At 53.2% G+C, this 16299-nt stretch carries 15 protein-coding genes; 8 read left to right on the plus strand and 7 right to left on the minus strand.

All coding sequences use genetic code 11. The features are described 5' to 3' along the window. Positions 1-6: 6 nt before the first annotated feature. The 6 genes from PSSD_RS02310 to yeiP all read right to left on the minus strand — a co-directional run bounded on the left by PSSD_RS02310 (position 7) and on the right by yeiP (position 7232). Entirely contained in the window at positions 7-1815 is a 1809-nt protein-coding gene (locus tag PSSD_RS02310; protein WP_058969207.1) for an extracellular solute-binding protein, read from the minus strand. Between the two features lie 65 nt (positions 1816-1880). Further along, positions 1881-3446 (minus strand): cyclic di-3',5'-guanosine monophosphate phosphodiesterase PdeN, encoded by a 1566-nt coding sequence (pdeN, locus tag PSSD_RS02315; RefSeq protein ID WP_039333743.1) that lies wholly within the window; start codon positions 3444-3446, stop codon positions 1881-1883. A 298-nt stretch (positions 3447-3744) separates the two neighbouring features. Beyond that, complete coding sequence (gene mepS / locus PSSD_RS02320; protein ID WP_039333745.1) at positions 3745-4320, minus strand: bifunctional murein DD-endopeptidase/murein LD-carboxypeptidase; 576 nt, start codon at positions 4318-4320, stop codon at positions 3745-3747. 516 nt (positions 4321-4836) lie between these two features. Continuing rightward, positions 4837-5544: a phosphatase PAP2 family protein gene (locus PSSD_RS02325; protein WP_058969209.1), complete on the minus strand. Its 708-nt coding sequence runs from the start codon at positions 5542-5544 to the stop codon at positions 4837-4839. A gap of 45 nt (positions 5545-5589) precedes the next feature. Further along, complete coding sequence (locus PSSD_RS02330; protein ID WP_039333749.1) at positions 5590-6564, minus strand: CobW family GTP-binding protein; 975 nt, start codon at positions 6562-6564, stop codon at positions 5590-5592. 95 nt (positions 6565-6659) lie between these two features. Continuing rightward, positions 6660-7232, minus strand: coding sequence for an elongation factor P-like protein YeiP (gene yeiP / locus PSSD_RS02335; RefSeq protein WP_039333751.1), 573 nt, complete (start codon positions 7230-7232; stop codon positions 6660-6662). Between the two features lie 152 nt (positions 7233-7384). On the opposite strand from yeiP, the gene PSSD_RS26370 reads away from it, so the two are divergent. The 4 genes from PSSD_RS26370 (at position 7385) to fruA (ending at position 11695) form a co-directional block, all read left to right on the plus strand. After that, the gene (locus PSSD_RS26370) at positions 7385-7639 is read left to right on the plus strand and encodes a YkgJ family cysteine cluster protein (RefSeq protein WP_072214938.1); all 255 of its coding nucleotides are present in this window, start codon (positions 7385-7387) and stop codon (positions 7637-7639) included. Positions 7640-7918: 279 nt separating this feature from the next. Beyond that, positions 7919-9049: a fused PTS fructose transporter subunit IIA/HPr protein gene (gene fruB / locus PSSD_RS02340; protein ID WP_058969210.1), complete on the plus strand. Its 1131-nt coding sequence runs from the start codon at positions 7919-7921 to the stop codon at positions 9047-9049. Then, a complete protein-coding gene (gene fruK, locus PSSD_RS02345) occupies positions 9046-9984 on the plus strand; it encodes a 1-phosphofructokinase (RefSeq protein WP_038645831.1) in 939 nt (312 codons plus the stop codon). Before fruB ends, fruK begins: the two co-directional genes overlap by 4 nt. A gap of 16 nt (positions 9985-10000) precedes the next feature. After that, entirely contained in the window at positions 10001-11695 is a 1695-nt protein-coding gene (gene fruA, locus PSSD_RS02350) for a PTS fructose transporter subunit IIBC (RefSeq protein WP_058969212.1), read from the plus strand. A gap of 52 nt (positions 11696-11747) precedes the next feature. On the opposite strand, the gene nfo is transcribed toward fruA, so the two are convergent. Beyond that, a complete protein-coding gene (gene nfo / locus PSSD_RS02355; protein ID WP_039333758.1) occupies positions 11748-12593 on the minus strand; it encodes a deoxyribonuclease IV in 846 nt (281 codons plus the stop codon). 184 nt (positions 12594-12777) lie between these two features. Between nfo and PSSD_RS02360 the strand changes: the two genes are divergently transcribed. The 4 genes from PSSD_RS02360 to PSSD_RS02375 all read left to right on the plus strand — a co-directional run bounded on the left by PSSD_RS02360 (position 12778) and on the right by PSSD_RS02375 (position 16059). Then, positions 12778-13119 carry a hypothetical protein gene (locus PSSD_RS02360; protein ID WP_039333760.1) on the plus strand — a complete coding sequence of 114 codons (342 nt, stop codon included), beginning with the start codon at positions 12778-12780 and terminating at the stop codon, positions 13117-13119. Between the two features lie 82 nt (positions 13120-13201). Continuing rightward, entirely contained in the window at positions 13202-13579 is a 378-nt protein-coding gene (locus tag PSSD_RS02365) for a YkvA family protein (protein WP_052206129.1), read from the plus strand. A 9-nt stretch (positions 13580-13588) separates the two neighbouring features. After that, positions 13589-14455, plus strand: a complete 867-nt coding sequence (yieE, locus tag PSSD_RS02370) for a DNA-binding transcriptional regulator YeiE (protein ID WP_058969214.1) — start codon at positions 13589-13591, stop codon at positions 14453-14455. A 137-nt stretch (positions 14456-14592) separates the two neighbouring features. Further along, positions 14593-16059: an amino acid permease gene (locus tag PSSD_RS02375; protein WP_058969217.1), complete on the plus strand. Its 1467-nt coding sequence runs from the start codon at positions 14593-14595 to the stop codon at positions 16057-16059. Positions 16060-16299: the final 240 nt, after the last annotated feature.

A 16299-nucleotide genomic window follows, 5' to 3' on the forward strand; every position in this document is an offset into this window, starting at 1 on the left:
CTCTCCTCAGCGTCTGTCGGCCGGCAACTGTGCGGCTTTGTTCACGTCATACCACCAGTTTTCCAGCCCGGTGGCATAGGCAGGCTTGATTTCAGGACGCGAAAACTTGTCCCAGTATGCCAGCCTCTGCTCGGCGTTGTACCACATTGGGATCATATAAGCATTCCACAGCAAAATGCGATCCAGCGCCTGACCGAGGGGTAACAGGGCTTTTTCATCCCCCTGATGTGCCACAATCTGTTTAATAAAGTGGTCGATCAGCGGATCCTGCACCCGCGCGGTGTTCCATGAGGATTTGATAAAATCGGACTGCCATAAATATTGTAAATCTGTTGAGGGCCACGGCATCGCCTGATAAGCCGACGGGATCATATCGTAATCCCCTTCACGTAAACGGCGCAGAAACTGTGAGCTGTCTACCTGACGCAGTGTCATTTGAATACCAAGGCGTGCGAGGCTGTGCTGGAAAGGCAGAGCCCAGTCATTATTGGGGCCGCTGCGCATCAGCAGTTCAAAGCGGAAGGGCTGACCGGTTTTATCATTCACCAGTTGTTGGTTTTTAATCTGCCATCCCGCTTGTTTCAATAGGTCCACGGCTTTCAGCAGGTTGCCGCGATCAAATCCACTGCCATCCGATTTCGGGGGGGCGTACTCACCGTCAAACACTTCAGGCGGCAACTGGGCTTTGTATGGGGCGAGCAGGATCAGTTGCTCTGCTTTCGGATAGCCTACCGCCGCATACTCGGTGTTTTGGAAGTAACTGCTGGTGCGCTTATAAGCGCCATAAAACAGCGCCTTGTTCATCCATTCAAAATCAAATGCCAGCGTCAGCGCCTGGCGGACGCGGCGATCGGCAAACAACGGCTTCTCATTGTTAAACGCCAGCCAGCGGGTATCCGTGGCGGCTGTATTCGGTGTGGTTGATTTAACAATGGCATGGTTCTCGAAATTACGACCACGATACTGCGTGGCCCATTTTTTTGCCGAACCTTCCTCACGCAGATCGTAGGCACCCGCTTTGAAGGCTTCAAATGCCACATTGTCATCGAGGTAGTAGTCATAGCGTAAAGTATCAAAATTGAAGCGCCCGCGGTTAACCGGCAAATTGGCGGCCCAATAATTCTTCACTCGGCTGTATTCGATGAACTGGCCAGACTTATAGGCAGTGATGCGGTAAGGCCCACTCGCGAGCGGCGGATAGCCAATCGGCTCATTGAATTTTTTATTCTGCCAGAATTTCTCAGGTAACACGGGGAGCGTCAGCCAGTTTAAAATCAGGTCTTTGTCGGGCTTGGCCATATCAATACGCACCGTCAAACGGTTCAGTGCTTTCACCTCTACTCCGCGAAATGCAATGCGGAATTGCGGCACGCCTTCGGTCATAAACTTCTGGAAAGTAAAGGCGACGTCCTGTGCGGTAATCGGACTGCCATCCTGAAAGCGTGCATGCGGATTGATTGAGACTTCCATCCAGTGGTAATCACTGGGATAGCGCGCGGATTCGGCGATCAGGGGGTAGAAGCTGCCCGGTTCATCATCAGCAGTGGTGAACAGCCCATCATACAGCGTGTCGGTACCCGCTCCCGGATTCCCACGTGAGGCGTAGCGGTTGAAGTTATCGTAAGTGCCCACCACGGCCAGCGTCATCTTTCCGCCTTTCGGTGCAGCAGGATTGACGTAATCGTAATGACTGAAATTCACCGCATACTTCGGCTCGCCCAGCTTGGCAAAGGCATAACTCTCATTGATGGTTTCAGCATGCAGTGGCGCAATGGCTATACAAACCAGCAACGCTGTGACAAGACGCAGCAGCATAAGTGGGGCGCTCTCCTCTGGTGTTCCGCACTGTATGGTAGCAGTTTCGTGACGATGGCGTGACGTTAACCCAACGCAGCCTGTTGCTGATAGTAACTGATCAGGTTTTCCGGGCGTAGCGGGCGGCTAAACAGATACCCTTGCAAATGCGTCACCCCGCGATTGACCAGCCACGCGGCTTGATCGCCGGTTTCAACCCCTTCAGCCACGGTTTTCAGATTGAGTTTTTTCGCCAGCAGCAACACCGCATCCAGCACCGGTGATGTCACCGTTTCGGTGCCAATACTTTGCACAAAACCGCGATCGATCTTCAGGTAGTCAAACGGGTATCTTTCCAGATAGATCAATGCGCTGTGGCCGGTACCGAAGTCATCAATGGCTATCTTGATGTCATGCTCATGCAGCCAGGCAAAGATTTCTCCTGCGTTCTTTTCGCCCACCATCGTGCGTTCCGTGATTTCAAACACATACTTGAAGTGGTCAGCGGGCATCTCCGCAATCCACTCCTGTACGTGCTGGCGGAAACTGTCTGAGGCGAGATGCAAAGGGGAAAGGTTTAAACTCAAGCGCGTGCCACGCGGCAACTGTTGGCTTAAAAATCGGGCATCACGCGCGACCAGTTTAAACAGATGCTGGGTGAGGGGAATAATCAGGTTTTGTGCTTCGGCATTACTGATAAAGGCATCGGGTGGGATCATTCCTTCAGTGGGATGTGTCCAGCGCAGCAGCGCTTCGACCCCGTAAGGTTGGCCGTCGTGGGCGGTCACCAGGGGCTGATATTCCACATGAAACTGTCCGCGTTTAATCCCTTGCATAATCTCTTTACCGGGACGCTGATAGAGTGTCAGCAGCATCCAACTGGCACCGATCATAAACAGCGTGGCCAGTAGCCCGGTCAGCAGAATCAGATGATAGTCACGTTGCGCCAGGGTGCTGCCATAGACCACAAAGCGCATGTCATTATTTTTAAATCGCATTTCAGCCAGAGCAGGGGGGAGATCGCTGACGTTCACCACCTGGTTTTTACCGCTGAGCAGCGCTTTGTTGCCAATCACCAGCGCCATTCCGGTGATCTCTGGGTGGTAAGACGCCATAAGTTGATAAGGCGTCAGACTAATATTCATGGTGGCGAGAATGCCAGTTTCCGCTGAACCTGGACTTTTCATCCACAATGCCAGTGCCGGTTTGGTCGGCAGCAATGGCGTGCCTGGCATCAGTTTTATGTCGCGGTCGCGTTCCAGCTCAGAGTCTGGAGAAATATCATTAGCAGGCAGCAGGAAAGCACCAGTGGCAGAGGAGCAATAGGCATTGCTGTCGCGCACCAGCAATATGGCGCGAATGTTGCCGGCAAAAGCAGCACGGGAGGTGAGTTCACGGCTGACGCTGCTGCAGGATAATTGGGTGTACTGTTGTAAGGGATACAGGGTATCGACCAGGGTTGACATCACCTGTTGTAAATCGTCGCGGCTATGAATCAGCAACTGTTCATGTTGTTGTACGCGTTTTTGCCAGGTTAGCGTCAGCAGAACCGTCACAAACAACAAAAAGAACACGCCGCCGATAATCGCACTACTCCAGGCGATACGGCGCGAATAGGTTGCATGACGTTTTAACGTCCCCGACAGTGGCATGGAGTGCATTCCCCTTTGTGGTGCCATTTTTATTATGTACATCGTGCACTACTGCTCGCTGGTGTCTGGCGTTGAGCGCTGCGTATTCACGGCGTTGTGCACCAGGCTGGAACGCAAACTGCTTCGGCCAGTAAGCAAACGAGAATATAACGAGGTCGCGCGAAAAGTCTCGTTATATTTTTGATTCTCAATTACTTTTTATCTATTGGATTTGAGTTAAGAAACTGCAGGCGAAAAAAAACGCTGCCGTGGCAGCGTTTTCTGATTCTCTGGCTGAGAGGATCTTCAAAAGGATACGTTAGCTCGGGTTTTTAGCTAAAACCCGACGTGCTTCGCGATAACGCGTTTTCCAGTAACTGTCGTTTAAACTGGAGATCATCACACCACTGCTGGTGGACGCGTGTACGAAGTTGTCATTGCCGAGATAGATGCCAACATGACGACCCGTCGAACCTGCGCGGAACATGACTAAGTCACCCGGACGCAGTTTGCTGCGTGAAATTTCTTTACCGGTATCCTGCTGCTCGGATGTCGAGCGTGGCAAATCTAAACCAAACTGCTCGCGAAAGGTGCGCTGAACAAAAGCAGAACAATCAATGCCGCGTTTGGTGTCGCCGCCTAAGCGATAACGTACACCTTTCCAGTCACTGTACTGTTCCATGATGCGGGACTTAACGTCCACGTTCTGCACCATTTGTTCAAATTCGTCCTGAGACGCTTGAAGTAAAAAACCATTCTGGTTGTTAACTTCATGATTCTCGTTATTCGCGTTCTGACCGTTATGCGTACTGCTACATGCCGATAAAAGTGTTGCTAATGCTACTGCGGGAAGGATCCGCCTGAGGTATCTCAGTATTGGTTGAGACTTGACCATTATACGTGTGTTCCTTTGATGTCCTTACGACACAATGTCGTCAGCCAGATGACAAAACGGGTTCGAGATTAATAAGTACGACCGCTTAAGACAATTCCTTAATTACTAAAATGTGTTAATGAACACATTTTTGTTTCATAAGGCACCGAATTTTATGCTGCACTCTCACTAATCGGATTTGAGGTTAACCGATTACAGACCGCGTGGCGAGTGCTTTTATATAAATTTTTATAGGTTTTATTGATGTGAAATCAATTCGTAACACAATGGCTACTTTATCATCAACTGGTAGCGAATTAGCGACCAATAAGCGGTGTTATAAGGGGGTAATTCTGGCGCTAAGGCCGATTTTGAGAGGGTTCTGTCTGGACAGCTTAGGAAAAGGGCTATTGTTATCAATTTTTCATCATAATGTTTTCTTTTAATAGAAAAAGCTTAGCGTGCTAATAATGAATTTCAGAATTCGATAAGCGCGGATGATCGACTTTTATGATTATTGTCATCCGCGCTTAACAATTATGTGCGTGGCTTATATTTCCCTGGCAGGGTGCGATTGAGCCAATTCACCAGTTTGTCGCTGGCGGGCGTTAATAACCACCAAGGCAATCCCACCAGAACTACGGACAGTGATCCCACCGCAACATCGGTAAACCAGTGCGCGCCCGCCATGATGCGTGGCAGGCCAAATATCACCACAATCAGCAATGCCACCAGAAAGGCGCGGAAACCAAAATAGCGCCACATAAAGCAGGCGAAAATAATCAGCATCATGCCGTGGTCACCCGGGAAACTGGCGCTTGAGGCATCTTTGGCCGGAATACCGGTCAGTTCGCTCACGCGATGGACATTTTCAAAGAACAGCGTCGGGCTGACATGCTGTACCGGAATCAGGTGACCTAACTGATTCAACACCACCGCCGTCAGTAGCATGGTGATGCCGATGGCCAGCATACGACGCTGACCCTGCGGGGTTTCACGACGCCAGAACCACAGATACAGCAGACCCATGGCCAGCAGCGAAACCGCGTCAAAACCGCGGAAGTTGGTGATCGCCACCAGCAGTGCAAAACCGTGGTGCACCACCATCTGATCGTTGAAGCCAAAGAAGATCGCTTTATCGACACCAAACCAAAATCCGTGGTCTGGCGGCAGATACCAGGAAAAGAACAACATCAAACCCAATGCATTGAGCAGCAGGATGGTGATTAGACGAGATGCGCGCATAAAAAATAGACTCAAAATGAAAAATAACGGGGCAACCTAACGCAGCTATTTTAAACGAATCTTCAACAAAGCGGTTTGCAAAAGGTTCCAGTCAACGGATTGATGATGGATTAACTCAATGCGGCTGTCCGGTGGCGTCGTCGTGCGGGTCTCCATAAAGAAGTCCTCACCCTGGCGATTGATGTTCACCAGACCATCGGCGGTACGCAACACGCCCTTAACCCGATCGACCGGTGCATGCCGCGCCCACTCTAGCGCGGGGATGGTATCGAATACGGTATCAGCATCAAAAATCCAGCCGCAGGCTGCGTATCCTTGGCCTTCATTAAGCGCGCGTCGCCAGCGTGCAGACCCTTCCAGCTTCAGTGCCGCAAGCCCCTGAGGACGAGAAGAGTGCTGGTGATGTACCGCTTCGGGAACCGCACGATCCGCCAATCCAGGCTGGCACAACAGCGCGGGGTCGATATGGCCCCAGGCAGATTCCACTAACTGACGATCACCCAGATTCTGCTGTTGCCATGTGGCTAAACGCTGGCGATCTTCATCGCTCCAGCGATCGCTTTTGTTGGCAATAACGATATCAGCAGCGGTCAGCTGATCGCGGAAATTTTCATTTTCGACCACGCGTTGATCGGCCAACTGGCGCGGGTCAAGCAGAGTGAGGGTTGCATCAACCTGAATCCAGGGTTGATAGACTGCTGCACGTAGCATATCGAGCAACTGTTTGGGATGGCCAAGACCGGTGGGTTCAATAATGAGGCGGTCGGGTTTGGTCTGCTTCAACAGCATATTAAGCCCAACCTGTAACGGCAGACCGTTGACGCAGCACATACATCCGCCGGGGATCTCTTTCAGCGTGGCGCCCCGATCGGCAAGCAGCGCGCCATCAATGCCGATCTCGCCAAACTCGTTAACCAGGATCGCCCAATTTTCGTTGGCTGGTTTGTTGGCAAGTAGATGGAGCAGCGTAGTGGTTTTACCGCTGCCGAGAAATCCGGTTATTACGTTAACGCGCGTCATGACAAACTCCCTATTCAGGCGCGCGGACAACACATCCGGCGCGCACCCCGTTGTTATACTATAACAACCTTCGGCGGCCGGATAAAATCGTGCGGTTAGTCCGCGCGACTCATATAGCGGCGTTCAGCAATATGGATACGAATGCGATCGCCATTGCTCAAATACTCAGGCACCTGAATGGACAATCCGGTGCTCATGCCTGCGGGTTTGGTACGTGCACTGGCAGATGCGCCCTTGATGCCCGGCGAGGTATCGACAATTTCCATATCCACGGTTTGCGGCAGTTCCAGCGCCAGCACCTGACCTTCCATGGTTAATACCTGAATGCCCGGAATGCCGCCTTCTGGAATGAACAGCAGCTCTTCTTCAATCTGCTCTTTCTTGAAGATGTAAGGTGTGTAGTCTTCATCATCCATAAACACATATTCGTCACCGTCTATATAGGAGAAGGTAACGGCGCGACGGCTAAGTTGGATGGCATCGATAATATCGTCGCCTTTAAAACGCTCTTCCACTTTCAGGCCAGTGCGCACATCGGTAAAACGCATCTTATACAGGGTTGCCGCACCGCGTGCGCTGGGGCTCTGCACATCAATGTCTTTCACCAGCAACAGTTTGCCGTTCCAGGTGACAGCCATCCCTTTTTTGATTTCATTTGCCTTTGGCATGGTGTGTGACTCGCTTAATGAAGGTTAATGCGCGCCACGTTACTCGCGCCGTGAAAAACAGGCAAGTGAGGCAGCGTAAAATTGTTGTCTGTGCATAGCATTCCCCGTGCTGGGCTGGTATTGTCGCGGCGAAATCCTTGCAGGAGCGCATGATGTTTTGTCGTGACCAGTGCGGTGCCTGTTGCACAGCCCCTTCCATCTCTTCCCCCATTCCCGGAATGCCGCACGGCAAGCCGGCCAATACCCGTTGCGTTCAGCTTGACGACAATCAACGTTGCAAGATATTTGGCTCTCCGTTGCGCCCAGCAGTCTGTGTCGGATTACAACCCAGCGCTGAAATGTGCGGCAGCAGCCGTGATGCGGCGATGACGTTCCTGCTGAAGCTGGAAGCCGATACCGCTCCCTGAGTCGTTGCTGACGCTTTGCTGAAGAACTGGCCTAAACTGACTGTTGCGTTACAGCAAAAACGTCAGCTTTCAGGGTATGAAAAATCCGAAATCCAAACTGAAGTGTGCGGAACATCAAAAATCTGCTACGCCGATTGCGCATTTTCTTGCCTGCCTGACGTTGCTGTACCATATTCCCTGAAACGTTTCAGCGTTGTCGTCGCGGCTAAGTCCGCAGCGCGCAGCGTATTTTTTCGCCATTAAGCTGAACCGATTCAGTTTCAGCAAGCGAGGAGAAATATGTTCCAGCTCGAAGTTCAGGCCATTCATACCGGTGCGCAGGCACAAAATAAAGAAGAGGCAATCCGCCAGGTTGCAGCTGCGTTAACCGCGGCAGGCAATGTGTCGGAAGGCTACGTTAACGGCATGCTGGCGCGCGAACAGCAGACCACCACGTTTCTGGGCAATGGCATCGCGATCCCCCATGGCACCACCGATACGCGTGATCTGGTGCTGAAAACGGGCGTACAGGTCTACCAATTCCCGCAAGGTGTGGATTGGGGCGACGGCCAGACGGCCTATGTTGCCATTGGTATCGCCGCAAAATCAGATGAACATCTTGCGCTGCTGCGTCAGCTCACCCACGTTTTAAGTGATGACAGCATTGCTGAGCAGTTGAAAACCGCCTCAGCAGAAGATTTGCGTGCATTGCTGATGGGCGAGAAGCAGGCGGCTGAATTCAAATTCGACACTTCGCTGATTGCGGTAGATATCGCAGCCAGTGACCTCATTACCCTACAGGCGCTGAACGCAGGGCGTCTACAGGCCGCAGGCGCGGTAGAAGCATCGTTCGTGGCTGATGTGGTATCCCGTACACCGCTCAGTCTCGGCCAGGGGATTTGGTTAAGCGACAGTACTCACGGCAACCTCAACAGTGCCGTTGCGGTGAGCCGTACGGCCACGCCATTTGTTCATCAGGGTGAGAACGTCGCACTGTTAGTGACGGTTGCCGCCAGCGATGAACGCCCGCTGGAGGTGCTCGGCTACCTGAGCAACCTGCTGCTGAACAACAAAGCTGAACGCCTGCTGAAAGCAGATGCGGCAGGCATTCTGGCACTCCTGACCAGTGAGGTGGACGAGACAGCAGACCTGCTGACTGCCGAATTCACCATTCGTAACGAGCACGGACTGCATGCGCGTCCAGGCACGGCGTTGGTCACCGTTATCAAACAGTTCAACAGCGATATCACCGTCACCAACCTTGATGGCAGCGGCAAACCGGCTAACGGACGCAGCCTGATGAAAGTGGTGGCGCTGGGCGTGAAGAAAGGTCATCGCCTGCGCTTTACCGCCAGCGGTGAAGACGCACAGCAAGCCTTAAACGCCATTGAAGAAGCCATTAATGCAGGCTTGGGCGAGGGGGTTGCATGAGCCGTCGTGTTGCCACAATCACGCTTAACCCAGCCTACGATCTGGTGGGTTACACGCCAGAAATCGAGCGTGGTGAAGTTAACCTGGTGAAAACCACCGGCCTGCATGCTGCAGGTAAAGGCATTAACGTTGCCAAAGTGCTGAAAGATCTCGGTATCGACGTCACGGTTGGTGGATTCCTCGGTAAAGAGAATCAGGATGGTTTCCAGCAATTATTCAGCGAGCTGGGCATCGCCAACCGTTTCCAGGTGGTGCAGGGCCGTACCCGTATCAACGTGAAGCTGACAGAAAAAGACGGTGAAGTCACTGACCTGAATTTCTCTGGCTTTAATGTCACAGCGCAGGACTGGGATCGCTTCACCGCAGATTCACTCACCTGGCTGGGGCAGTTTGACATGGTGTGCGTCAGCGGCAGCTTGCCTGCGGGCGTGGCACCAGAAGCGTTTACTAAATGGATGAGCGACCTGCGCACCCTGTGCCCGTGCATCATCTTTGACAGCAGCCGTGAAGCGTTGGTGGCCGGCCTGAAAGCCGCGCCGTGGTTGGTGAAACCGAACCGCCGTGAGCTGGAAATCTGGGCCGATCGCAAACTGCCAACCCTGCAGGACGTGATCGAAGCTGCTCATGAACTGCGTGAGCAGGGCATTGCCCATGTGGTGATTTCCCTTGGTGCGGAAGGTGCACTATGGGTGAACGCCTCTGGCGAATGGATCGCCAAACCGCCAGCCTGTGAAGTGGTCAGCACCGTAGGCGCGGGTGATTCGATGGTCGGCGGTCTGATTTACGGCCTGCTGATGCGCGAATCCAGCGAGCATACGCTGCGCCTTGCCACCGCCGTGGCCGCGATGGCGGTTAGCCAGAGCAACGTTGGCGTTACCGACCGTACCCAGTTGGCCGCGATGATGGCGCGTGTCGACTTACAACCCGTTAACTAACAGCAGGAGAGCGATAATGAAAACGCTGCTGATAAAAGATTCTTCACTGGGACTGGCATCAGGACATTTGGCTTTAGAACGCCTGCGGGCTGCCGCTGCTCAGGCGGACCTGACCCAGACCGACAACGTGGCCGACGCTGAGCTGGTGCTGGTAGCTGGCCAAAATGTGCCAAATGATGCAGGGCTGGCGGGTAAAACTGTGGCCCTGGTGGATGTCCAGCAGGCGCTGCGTGATCCGCTGGCGGCAATCAATCAGGCCAAGGCGAGCGCGCAGGTATGGCAATCGGCGGCTGTGACAACTGCACCGACAACCGTGCAGAGCAGCGGGCAGAAACGCATCGTTGCTGTTACCGCTTGCCCAACCGGCGTGGCGCATACCTTTATGGCCGCAGAGGCGATTCAGGCCGAAGCCACCAAACGTGGCTGGTGGGTGAAAGTGGAAACCCGCGGTTCTGTCGGTGCAGGCAATGCCATTACACCGGAAGAAGTGGCCGCGGCCGATCTGGTGATCGTAGCAGCCGATATTGACGTTGATCTGGCGAAATTCGCCGGTAAGCCGATGTATCGCACCTCGACCAGCCTGGCATTGAAAAAGACCGCGCAAGAACTGGATAAAGCGCAAGCTGAAGCCAAAACCTATCAGCCGAGCGGCAATCAGGCGGCGAGTACGCAGAGTGACAGCAAAGAGAAAGCCGGTGCCTATCGTCACCTGTTGACGGGCGTGTCTTACATGCTGCCAATGGTCGTCGCGGGCGGCTTGAGCATTGCGCTCTCCTTTGCCTTTGGTATCACGGCGTTTAAAGAGCAGGGCACGTTAGCCGCAGCCTTGATGCAAATCGGTGGCGGCAGCGCGTTTGCGTTGATGGTGCCAGTGCTGGCGGGCTTTATTGCTTTCTCGATTGCGGACCGTCCTGGTCTGACGCCGGGTTTGATTGGCGGTATGATCGCCACCAGCATTAACGCGGGTTTCCTTGGTGGTATTATTGCCGGTTTCATCGCCGGTTATGCTGCGAAGATGCTAAGCAGTAAGGTCAAACTGCCACAGAGTATGGAAGCGCTGAAACCGATCTTGATCATCCCGCTGGTCGCGAGTTTGATCACCGGCTTACTGATGATCTACGTGGTGGGCAAACCGGTTGCGGGTATCATGAGCGGCCTGACCCACTGGCTGGCAAACATGGGCACCGCCAACGCGGTTCTGCTCGGCGCTATTCTCGGTGGCATGATGTGTACCGATATGGGCGGTCCGGTGAACAAAGTGGCTTACGCCTTTGGTGTTGGTCTGCTGAGTTCGCAAACCTATGCACCGATGGCAGCGATTATGGCGGCCGGTATGGTGCCACCGCTGGCGATGGGCCTGGCGACGATTGTTGCACGTCGTAAGTTCAACAAAGGTCAGCAGGAAGGCGGAAAAGCGGCACTGGTACTCGGCTTGTGCTTCATCTCAGAAGGTGCGATTCCGTTTGCCGCCCGTGACCCAATGCGTGTACTGCCGTGCTGCATCGTGGGTGGCGCAGTGACAGGTGCGATTTCCATGGCGATTGGCGCGAAACTGATGGCACCTCACGGTGGTCTGTTCGTGCTGCTGATTCCGGGGGCGATTACGCCGGTGCTGGGTTACCTGATGGCAATCATCATCGGTACCGCCGTGGCGGGCCTCGGCTACGCAGTGCTGAAACGTCCAGAAGAAGAGCTGGCGAAAGCGGCTTAATCTTAAAACCAGGTACATCATTTAGCGGCGCATTTATTGCGCCGCTATCATTTTAACCCTGCTGTTCCGACTTCAACCACGCAATCTCATCTTTCCAGATATCCGGATTAATGGTTTCCAGAATCATCGGAATGCCGTCGAAACGCTTATCCTTCATCAGCCAGCTAAAGACTGTCTTGCCTATGTTGCCTTCACCCAAACTGTGGTGACGGTCGACCCGGCTGCCGAGCGTGCTTTTGGCATCATTCAGGTGCATGCCACGCAGATACTGGAAGCCGACAATGCGCTCAAACTCGGCAAAGGTCGCCACACAATCCTCTTCGGTACGCAGGTCGTAACCCCCGGCGAAGGCATGGCAGGTGTCGATACAGACACCGACACGCGACTTATCTTCTACGTGCTCAATAATGGCGGCGAGATGTTCAAAGCGGAAGCCAAGGTTGCTTCCCTGACCGGCAGTATTCTCGATCACCGCCACCACATTGTTTGTCTTATCCAGCGCGATATTGATCGACTCGGCGATGCGCTTCAGGCAGGCATCTTCTTCAATCTGTTGCAAATGGCTGCCGGGATGGAAATTCAGCAGCGTCAGCCCAAGTTGCTCCGCGCGCTGCATCTCATCCAGGAACGCATCCCGGGATTTCTCCAGCGCATCCATCACCGGATGGCCGAGGTTAATCAGATAGCTGTCATGCGGCAGAATCTGCGCTGAGGTAAAGTGATACTGCTCACAGGCCGTTTTGAAGGCATCGATGACTTCACCTGACAGCGGCGCGGCTTTCCATTGGCGCTGGTTCTTGGTGAACAGCGCAAAGGCTGTGGCTTCGAGTTCATGGGCACGGATAACTGCCTGGTCTACGCCGCCTGATGCACTGACGTGTGCGCCGATATATTTCATGCCGCTCTCCTGGTTGGGCGATTGCTGCTGCAAAGGGAACATCATAGCGGATGCAATAGCGCCGTGACATCTTGCATTGGCCCCTGACAGAAAAACGGCACAATGAAACACCTACCAAAATTGGCAGGTGCAAGATTTTGCAAGTTAACTATAGTTTCACAAATCAGTTTTTTTAACTATAACTATGAAAACAGCCTATAGAAGTACCTTTGATACCGCTTTACAGCATGAAAACCTCAATGTTATCCATAAAATAACTTTAGGTAAGCGCAAAGATATTACCCTCTTTTATAATGGAAACGGCACCGTCGGATTCACCCTGGCCGTTCCCGAAACCGATAACTCACTGGTGCATTTTTACCGCTATGGCGTGAATCACAGTGAGCCGAAAAAGTTATATCGCTCGGAATGCCTCTACTCACGTCGAGAAAACTTCGGCTATCAAGACTGGCTCATCCGTACCATCACCGATGAATTCACCGCCTGCGACACCGCTCTGGAAGAGTTGATTGGCATGAAATCCTAGTCGCCCTGCAATCTGGCTGGTTTAAACGTAAAATTGGTAATATATTTATCACCAACCAGAATAAGTAATAAGGGACGATGGGATGTTCATGCGCTTGCGCCGCTGGGCACGGCTGATCAAACGTGATGTGTTAACACTGTGGTTTGCCTGCCGCGACCCGCGTACGCCATGGTGGTTCAAGCTGATGGCGTTTGGCATTGTGGCGTATGCACTCAGCCCTATCGACCTCATCCCTGATTTCATTCCCATCATCGGTCTACTGGATGACGCCATCATTGTCCCGCTTGGCGTCATTATCCTGCTGCGCTTATTACCACGTGAAATCCGCATTAGCAGTGCGGAGCGAGCGGAGGTGCAGCGCGCGCGCGGCAAGAAAATCGTCAGTTGGGCCGGATTCGGCCTGACGGTGCTGATCTGGCTGGCGGTGGTGGTTTATCTTGTGAAGCGATACGCAATGTGAGGAGGGCGCATGCACATTACACTGCGTCAGATTGAAGTCTTTACAGAAGTGCTGAAAAGCGGTTCGACCACCCAGGCGTCACAGGTATTGTCATTGTCGCAGTCAGCCGTCAGTGCGGCGCTGGCCGATCTTGAAAATCAGCTTGGCGTGCAGCTCTTTGATCGCGTCGGTAAACGATTGGTCCTGAACGAGCATGGCCGTCTGCTTTACCCGCGGGCGGTCGGGTTACTGGAGCAGGCCGGTGAGATCGAGCAACTGTTTAAAGAAGACAATGGCGCGATTCGTTTGTTTGCCAGCAGCACCATCGGCAATTATCTGTTGCCGGGGATGATCGCCGCCTATCGCCGCGATTTTCCCACCTTGCCGCTGGAACTCAGCGTAGGTAACAGCCAGGACGCCATCAATGCCGTAGCGGATTTTCGCGTGGATATCGGCCTGATCGAAGGGCCATGTCACGAGCCGGACATCGTCAGTGAAGCCTGGCTCGAAGATGAACTGGTGGTATTTGCGGCCCCGGATGCCGAGATTCTTCAGCAGCCGATCACTCTGGAAACCCTGGCCGCAGCGCCATGGATCTTGCGTGAACGGGGGTCAGGAACCCGTGAAATTGTTGATTACTTGCTGCTGTCCCATCTGCCACACTTTCAACTCGGTATGGAACTGGGTAACTCTGAGGCGATTAAACATGCGGTGCGTCACGGCATGGGCATCAGTTGTTTATCGCGTCGCGTGATCAGTGATTTGCTGGACGCGGGCACCTTAGTGGAAGTAGTTGTGCCCTTGCCACGCCTGACGCGCACGCTGTATCGCATCCATCATCGGCAGAAACATCTGTCGAAAGCATTGAGTCGTTTTCTCTCATATTGCCGCGAGTGATCGCGGCCTGCTGAACGTGGCTGGCTAATAATTTCGCGACGATTATGAAGGTAACTAATAACCCGACGTGAATGCTATACAGCTTGGGGTTAGCTGCTACAATCGCGCCTTATTTTTATCCAGCATAGCGTTTACACATGCATAATGACTCAAAAACAACACAACAACCTGGATTGCGCCGTGAATTAAAAGCGCGTCATCTCACCATGATCGCCATTGGCGGTTCCATCGGTACCGGCCTGTTTGTCGCCTCGGGTGCCACCATCTCTCAGGCCGGTCCCGGCGGCGCGTTGCTCTCCTACGCGCTCATCGGCCTGATGGTTTACTTCCTGATGACCAGCCTCGGTGAACTGGCGGCGTTTATGCCGGTTTCAGGCTCTTTCGCCACCTACGGCTCTAAATACGTTGAAGAAGGTTTTGGCTTCGCGCTGGGCTGGAACTACTGGTACAACTGGGCAGTGACCATTGCCGTGGATTTGGTGGCCTCGCAGTTAGTGATGAACTACTGGTTCCCGGATACACCCGGCTGGATCTGGAGCGCACTGTTCCTCGGCCTGATGTTCCTGCTTAACTACATCTCAGTTAAAGGCTTCGGCGAAGCGGAATATTGGTTCTCGTTAATCAAAGTCGCGACCGTGATCATCTTTATCGTGGTTGGCGTACTGATGATCGTGGGCATTATGCGCGGTGCAGAAAATGCCGGCTGGCACAACTGGACCGTAGGCGATGCGCCTTTCGCTGGCGGCTTTGCCGCGATGATTGGCGTGGCGATGATCGTCGGTTTCTCGTTCCAGGGAACCGAACTGATTGGTATTGCGGCGGGTGAGTCGCAGGACCCGGCGAAAAATATCCCTCGCGCGGTGCGTCAGGTGTTCTGGCGTATTCTGTTGTTCTATATCTTCGCGATTCTCATCATCAGCCTGATTCTGCCGTATACCGATCCGAAGTTGCTGCATAACGATGTGACTGACATCGCCATCAGCCCGTTTACTTTGGTGTTCCAGAATGCCGGATTGCTGTCAGCTGCGGCAGTGATGAACGCGGTTATTCTGACGGCCGTACTGTCAGCCGGTAACTCCGGGATGTATGCCTCAACGCGCATGCTGTTTAACCTGGCGCAAGAAGGTAAGGCCCCCCGCATCTTTGCCAAACTGTCTAAAGGCGGCGTGCCGCGTAACGCGCTGATTGCGACCACTGTGGTGGCGGGGCTGTGTTTCCTCAGCTCGAAGTTCGGTAATCAGGAAGTCTATTTGTGGTTGCTGAATACCTCGGGTATGACCGGTTTTATCGCCTGGTTAGGGATTGCCATTAGCCACTATCGTTTCCGTCGTGGCTATGTGGCACAGGGGCATAACCTTGCCGATCTGCCGTATCGCTCAGGTTTCTTCCCGCTCGGCCCGATTTTTGCCTTCGTGCTGTGTTTGATCATCACGCTGGGGCAGAACTATCAGGCATTTTTGGCAGATCGTATCGACTGGTACGGCGTGGCAGCCACCTACATCGGCATTCCATTGTTCCTGCTGATTTGGTTGGGTTACAAGCTGGCACGCGGCTCACGTTTCGTGAAGTACAGCGAAATGGAATTCCCAACGTTTAAAGAGTGATGTTTTAAACGCGCGATAAATCGCGCCGCTACTTTCGTGTGCAACCAGCTGTAGCGGCGCGATTCATCGCGCAATCTCACCAGCGCAAATCCTTTTTCGTGTGTAACCAGCTGTAGCGGCGCGATTCATCGCGCATTCTCACCCGCACAAATCCTTTTGGGCTTTGTAACACAGTTATAATTGATAATTATTATCACCTGCACTATTGTGGCTGCCGTTATGATTTCGACAAGAAACAGG

Source organism: Type-D symbiont of Plautia stali (assembly GCF_001485335.1).
GTDB classification, from domain to species: domain Bacteria; phylum Pseudomonadota; class Gammaproteobacteria; order Enterobacterales; family Enterobacteriaceae; genus Pantoea; species Pantoea vagans_C.

Coding starts and splice junctions, on each gene's coding strand:
- nfo (WP_039333758.1), bottom strand. CDS start 12,593: ATGAAATATATCGGCGCACACGTCAGTGCATCAGGCGGCGTAGACCAG.
- PSSD_RS02330 (WP_039333749.1), bottom strand. CDS start 6,564: ATGACGCGCGTTAACGTAATAACCGGATTTCTCGGCAGCGGTAAAACC.
- fruK (WP_038645831.1), top strand. CDS start 9,046: ATGAGCCGTCGTGTTGCCACAATCACGCTTAACCCAGCCTACGATCTG.
- PSSD_RS26370 (WP_072214938.1), top strand. CDS start 7,385: ATGTTTTGTCGTGACCAGTGCGGTGCCTGTTGCACAGCCCCTTCCATC.
- fruA (WP_058969212.1), top strand. CDS start 10,001: ATGAAAACGCTGCTGATAAAAGATTCTTCACTGGGACTGGCATCAGGA.
- PSSD_RS02325 (WP_058969209.1), bottom strand. CDS start 5,544: ATGCGCGCATCTCGTCTAATCACCATCCTGCTGCTCAATGCATTGGGT.
- PSSD_RS02360 (WP_039333760.1), top strand. CDS start 12,778: ATGAAAACAGCCTATAGAAGTACCTTTGATACCGCTTTACAGCATGAA.
- pdeN (WP_039333743.1), bottom strand. CDS start 3,446: ATGCCACTGTCGGGGACGTTAAAACGTCATGCAACCTATTCGCGCCGT.
- PSSD_RS02375 (WP_058969217.1), top strand. CDS start 14,593: ATGCATAATGACTCAAAAACAACACAACAACCTGGATTGCGCCGTGAA.
- fruB (WP_058969210.1), top strand. CDS start 7,919: ATGTTCCAGCTCGAAGTTCAGGCCATTCATACCGGTGCGCAGGCACAA.
- PSSD_RS02310 (WP_058969207.1), bottom strand. CDS start 1,815: ATGCTGCTGCGTCTTGTCACAGCGTTGCTGGTTTGTATAGCCATTGCG.
- PSSD_RS02365 (WP_052206129.1), top strand. CDS start 13,202: ATGTTCATGCGCTTGCGCCGCTGGGCACGGCTGATCAAACGTGATGTG.
- yeiP (WP_039333751.1), bottom strand. CDS start 7,232: ATGCCAAAGGCAAATGAAATCAAAAAAGGGATGGCTGTCACCTGGAAC.
- mepS (WP_039333745.1), bottom strand. CDS start 4,320: ATGGTCAAGTCTCAACCAATACTGAGATACCTCAGGCGGATCCTTCCC.
- yieE (WP_058969214.1), top strand. CDS start 13,589: ATGCACATTACACTGCGTCAGATTGAAGTCTTTACAGAAGTGCTGAAA.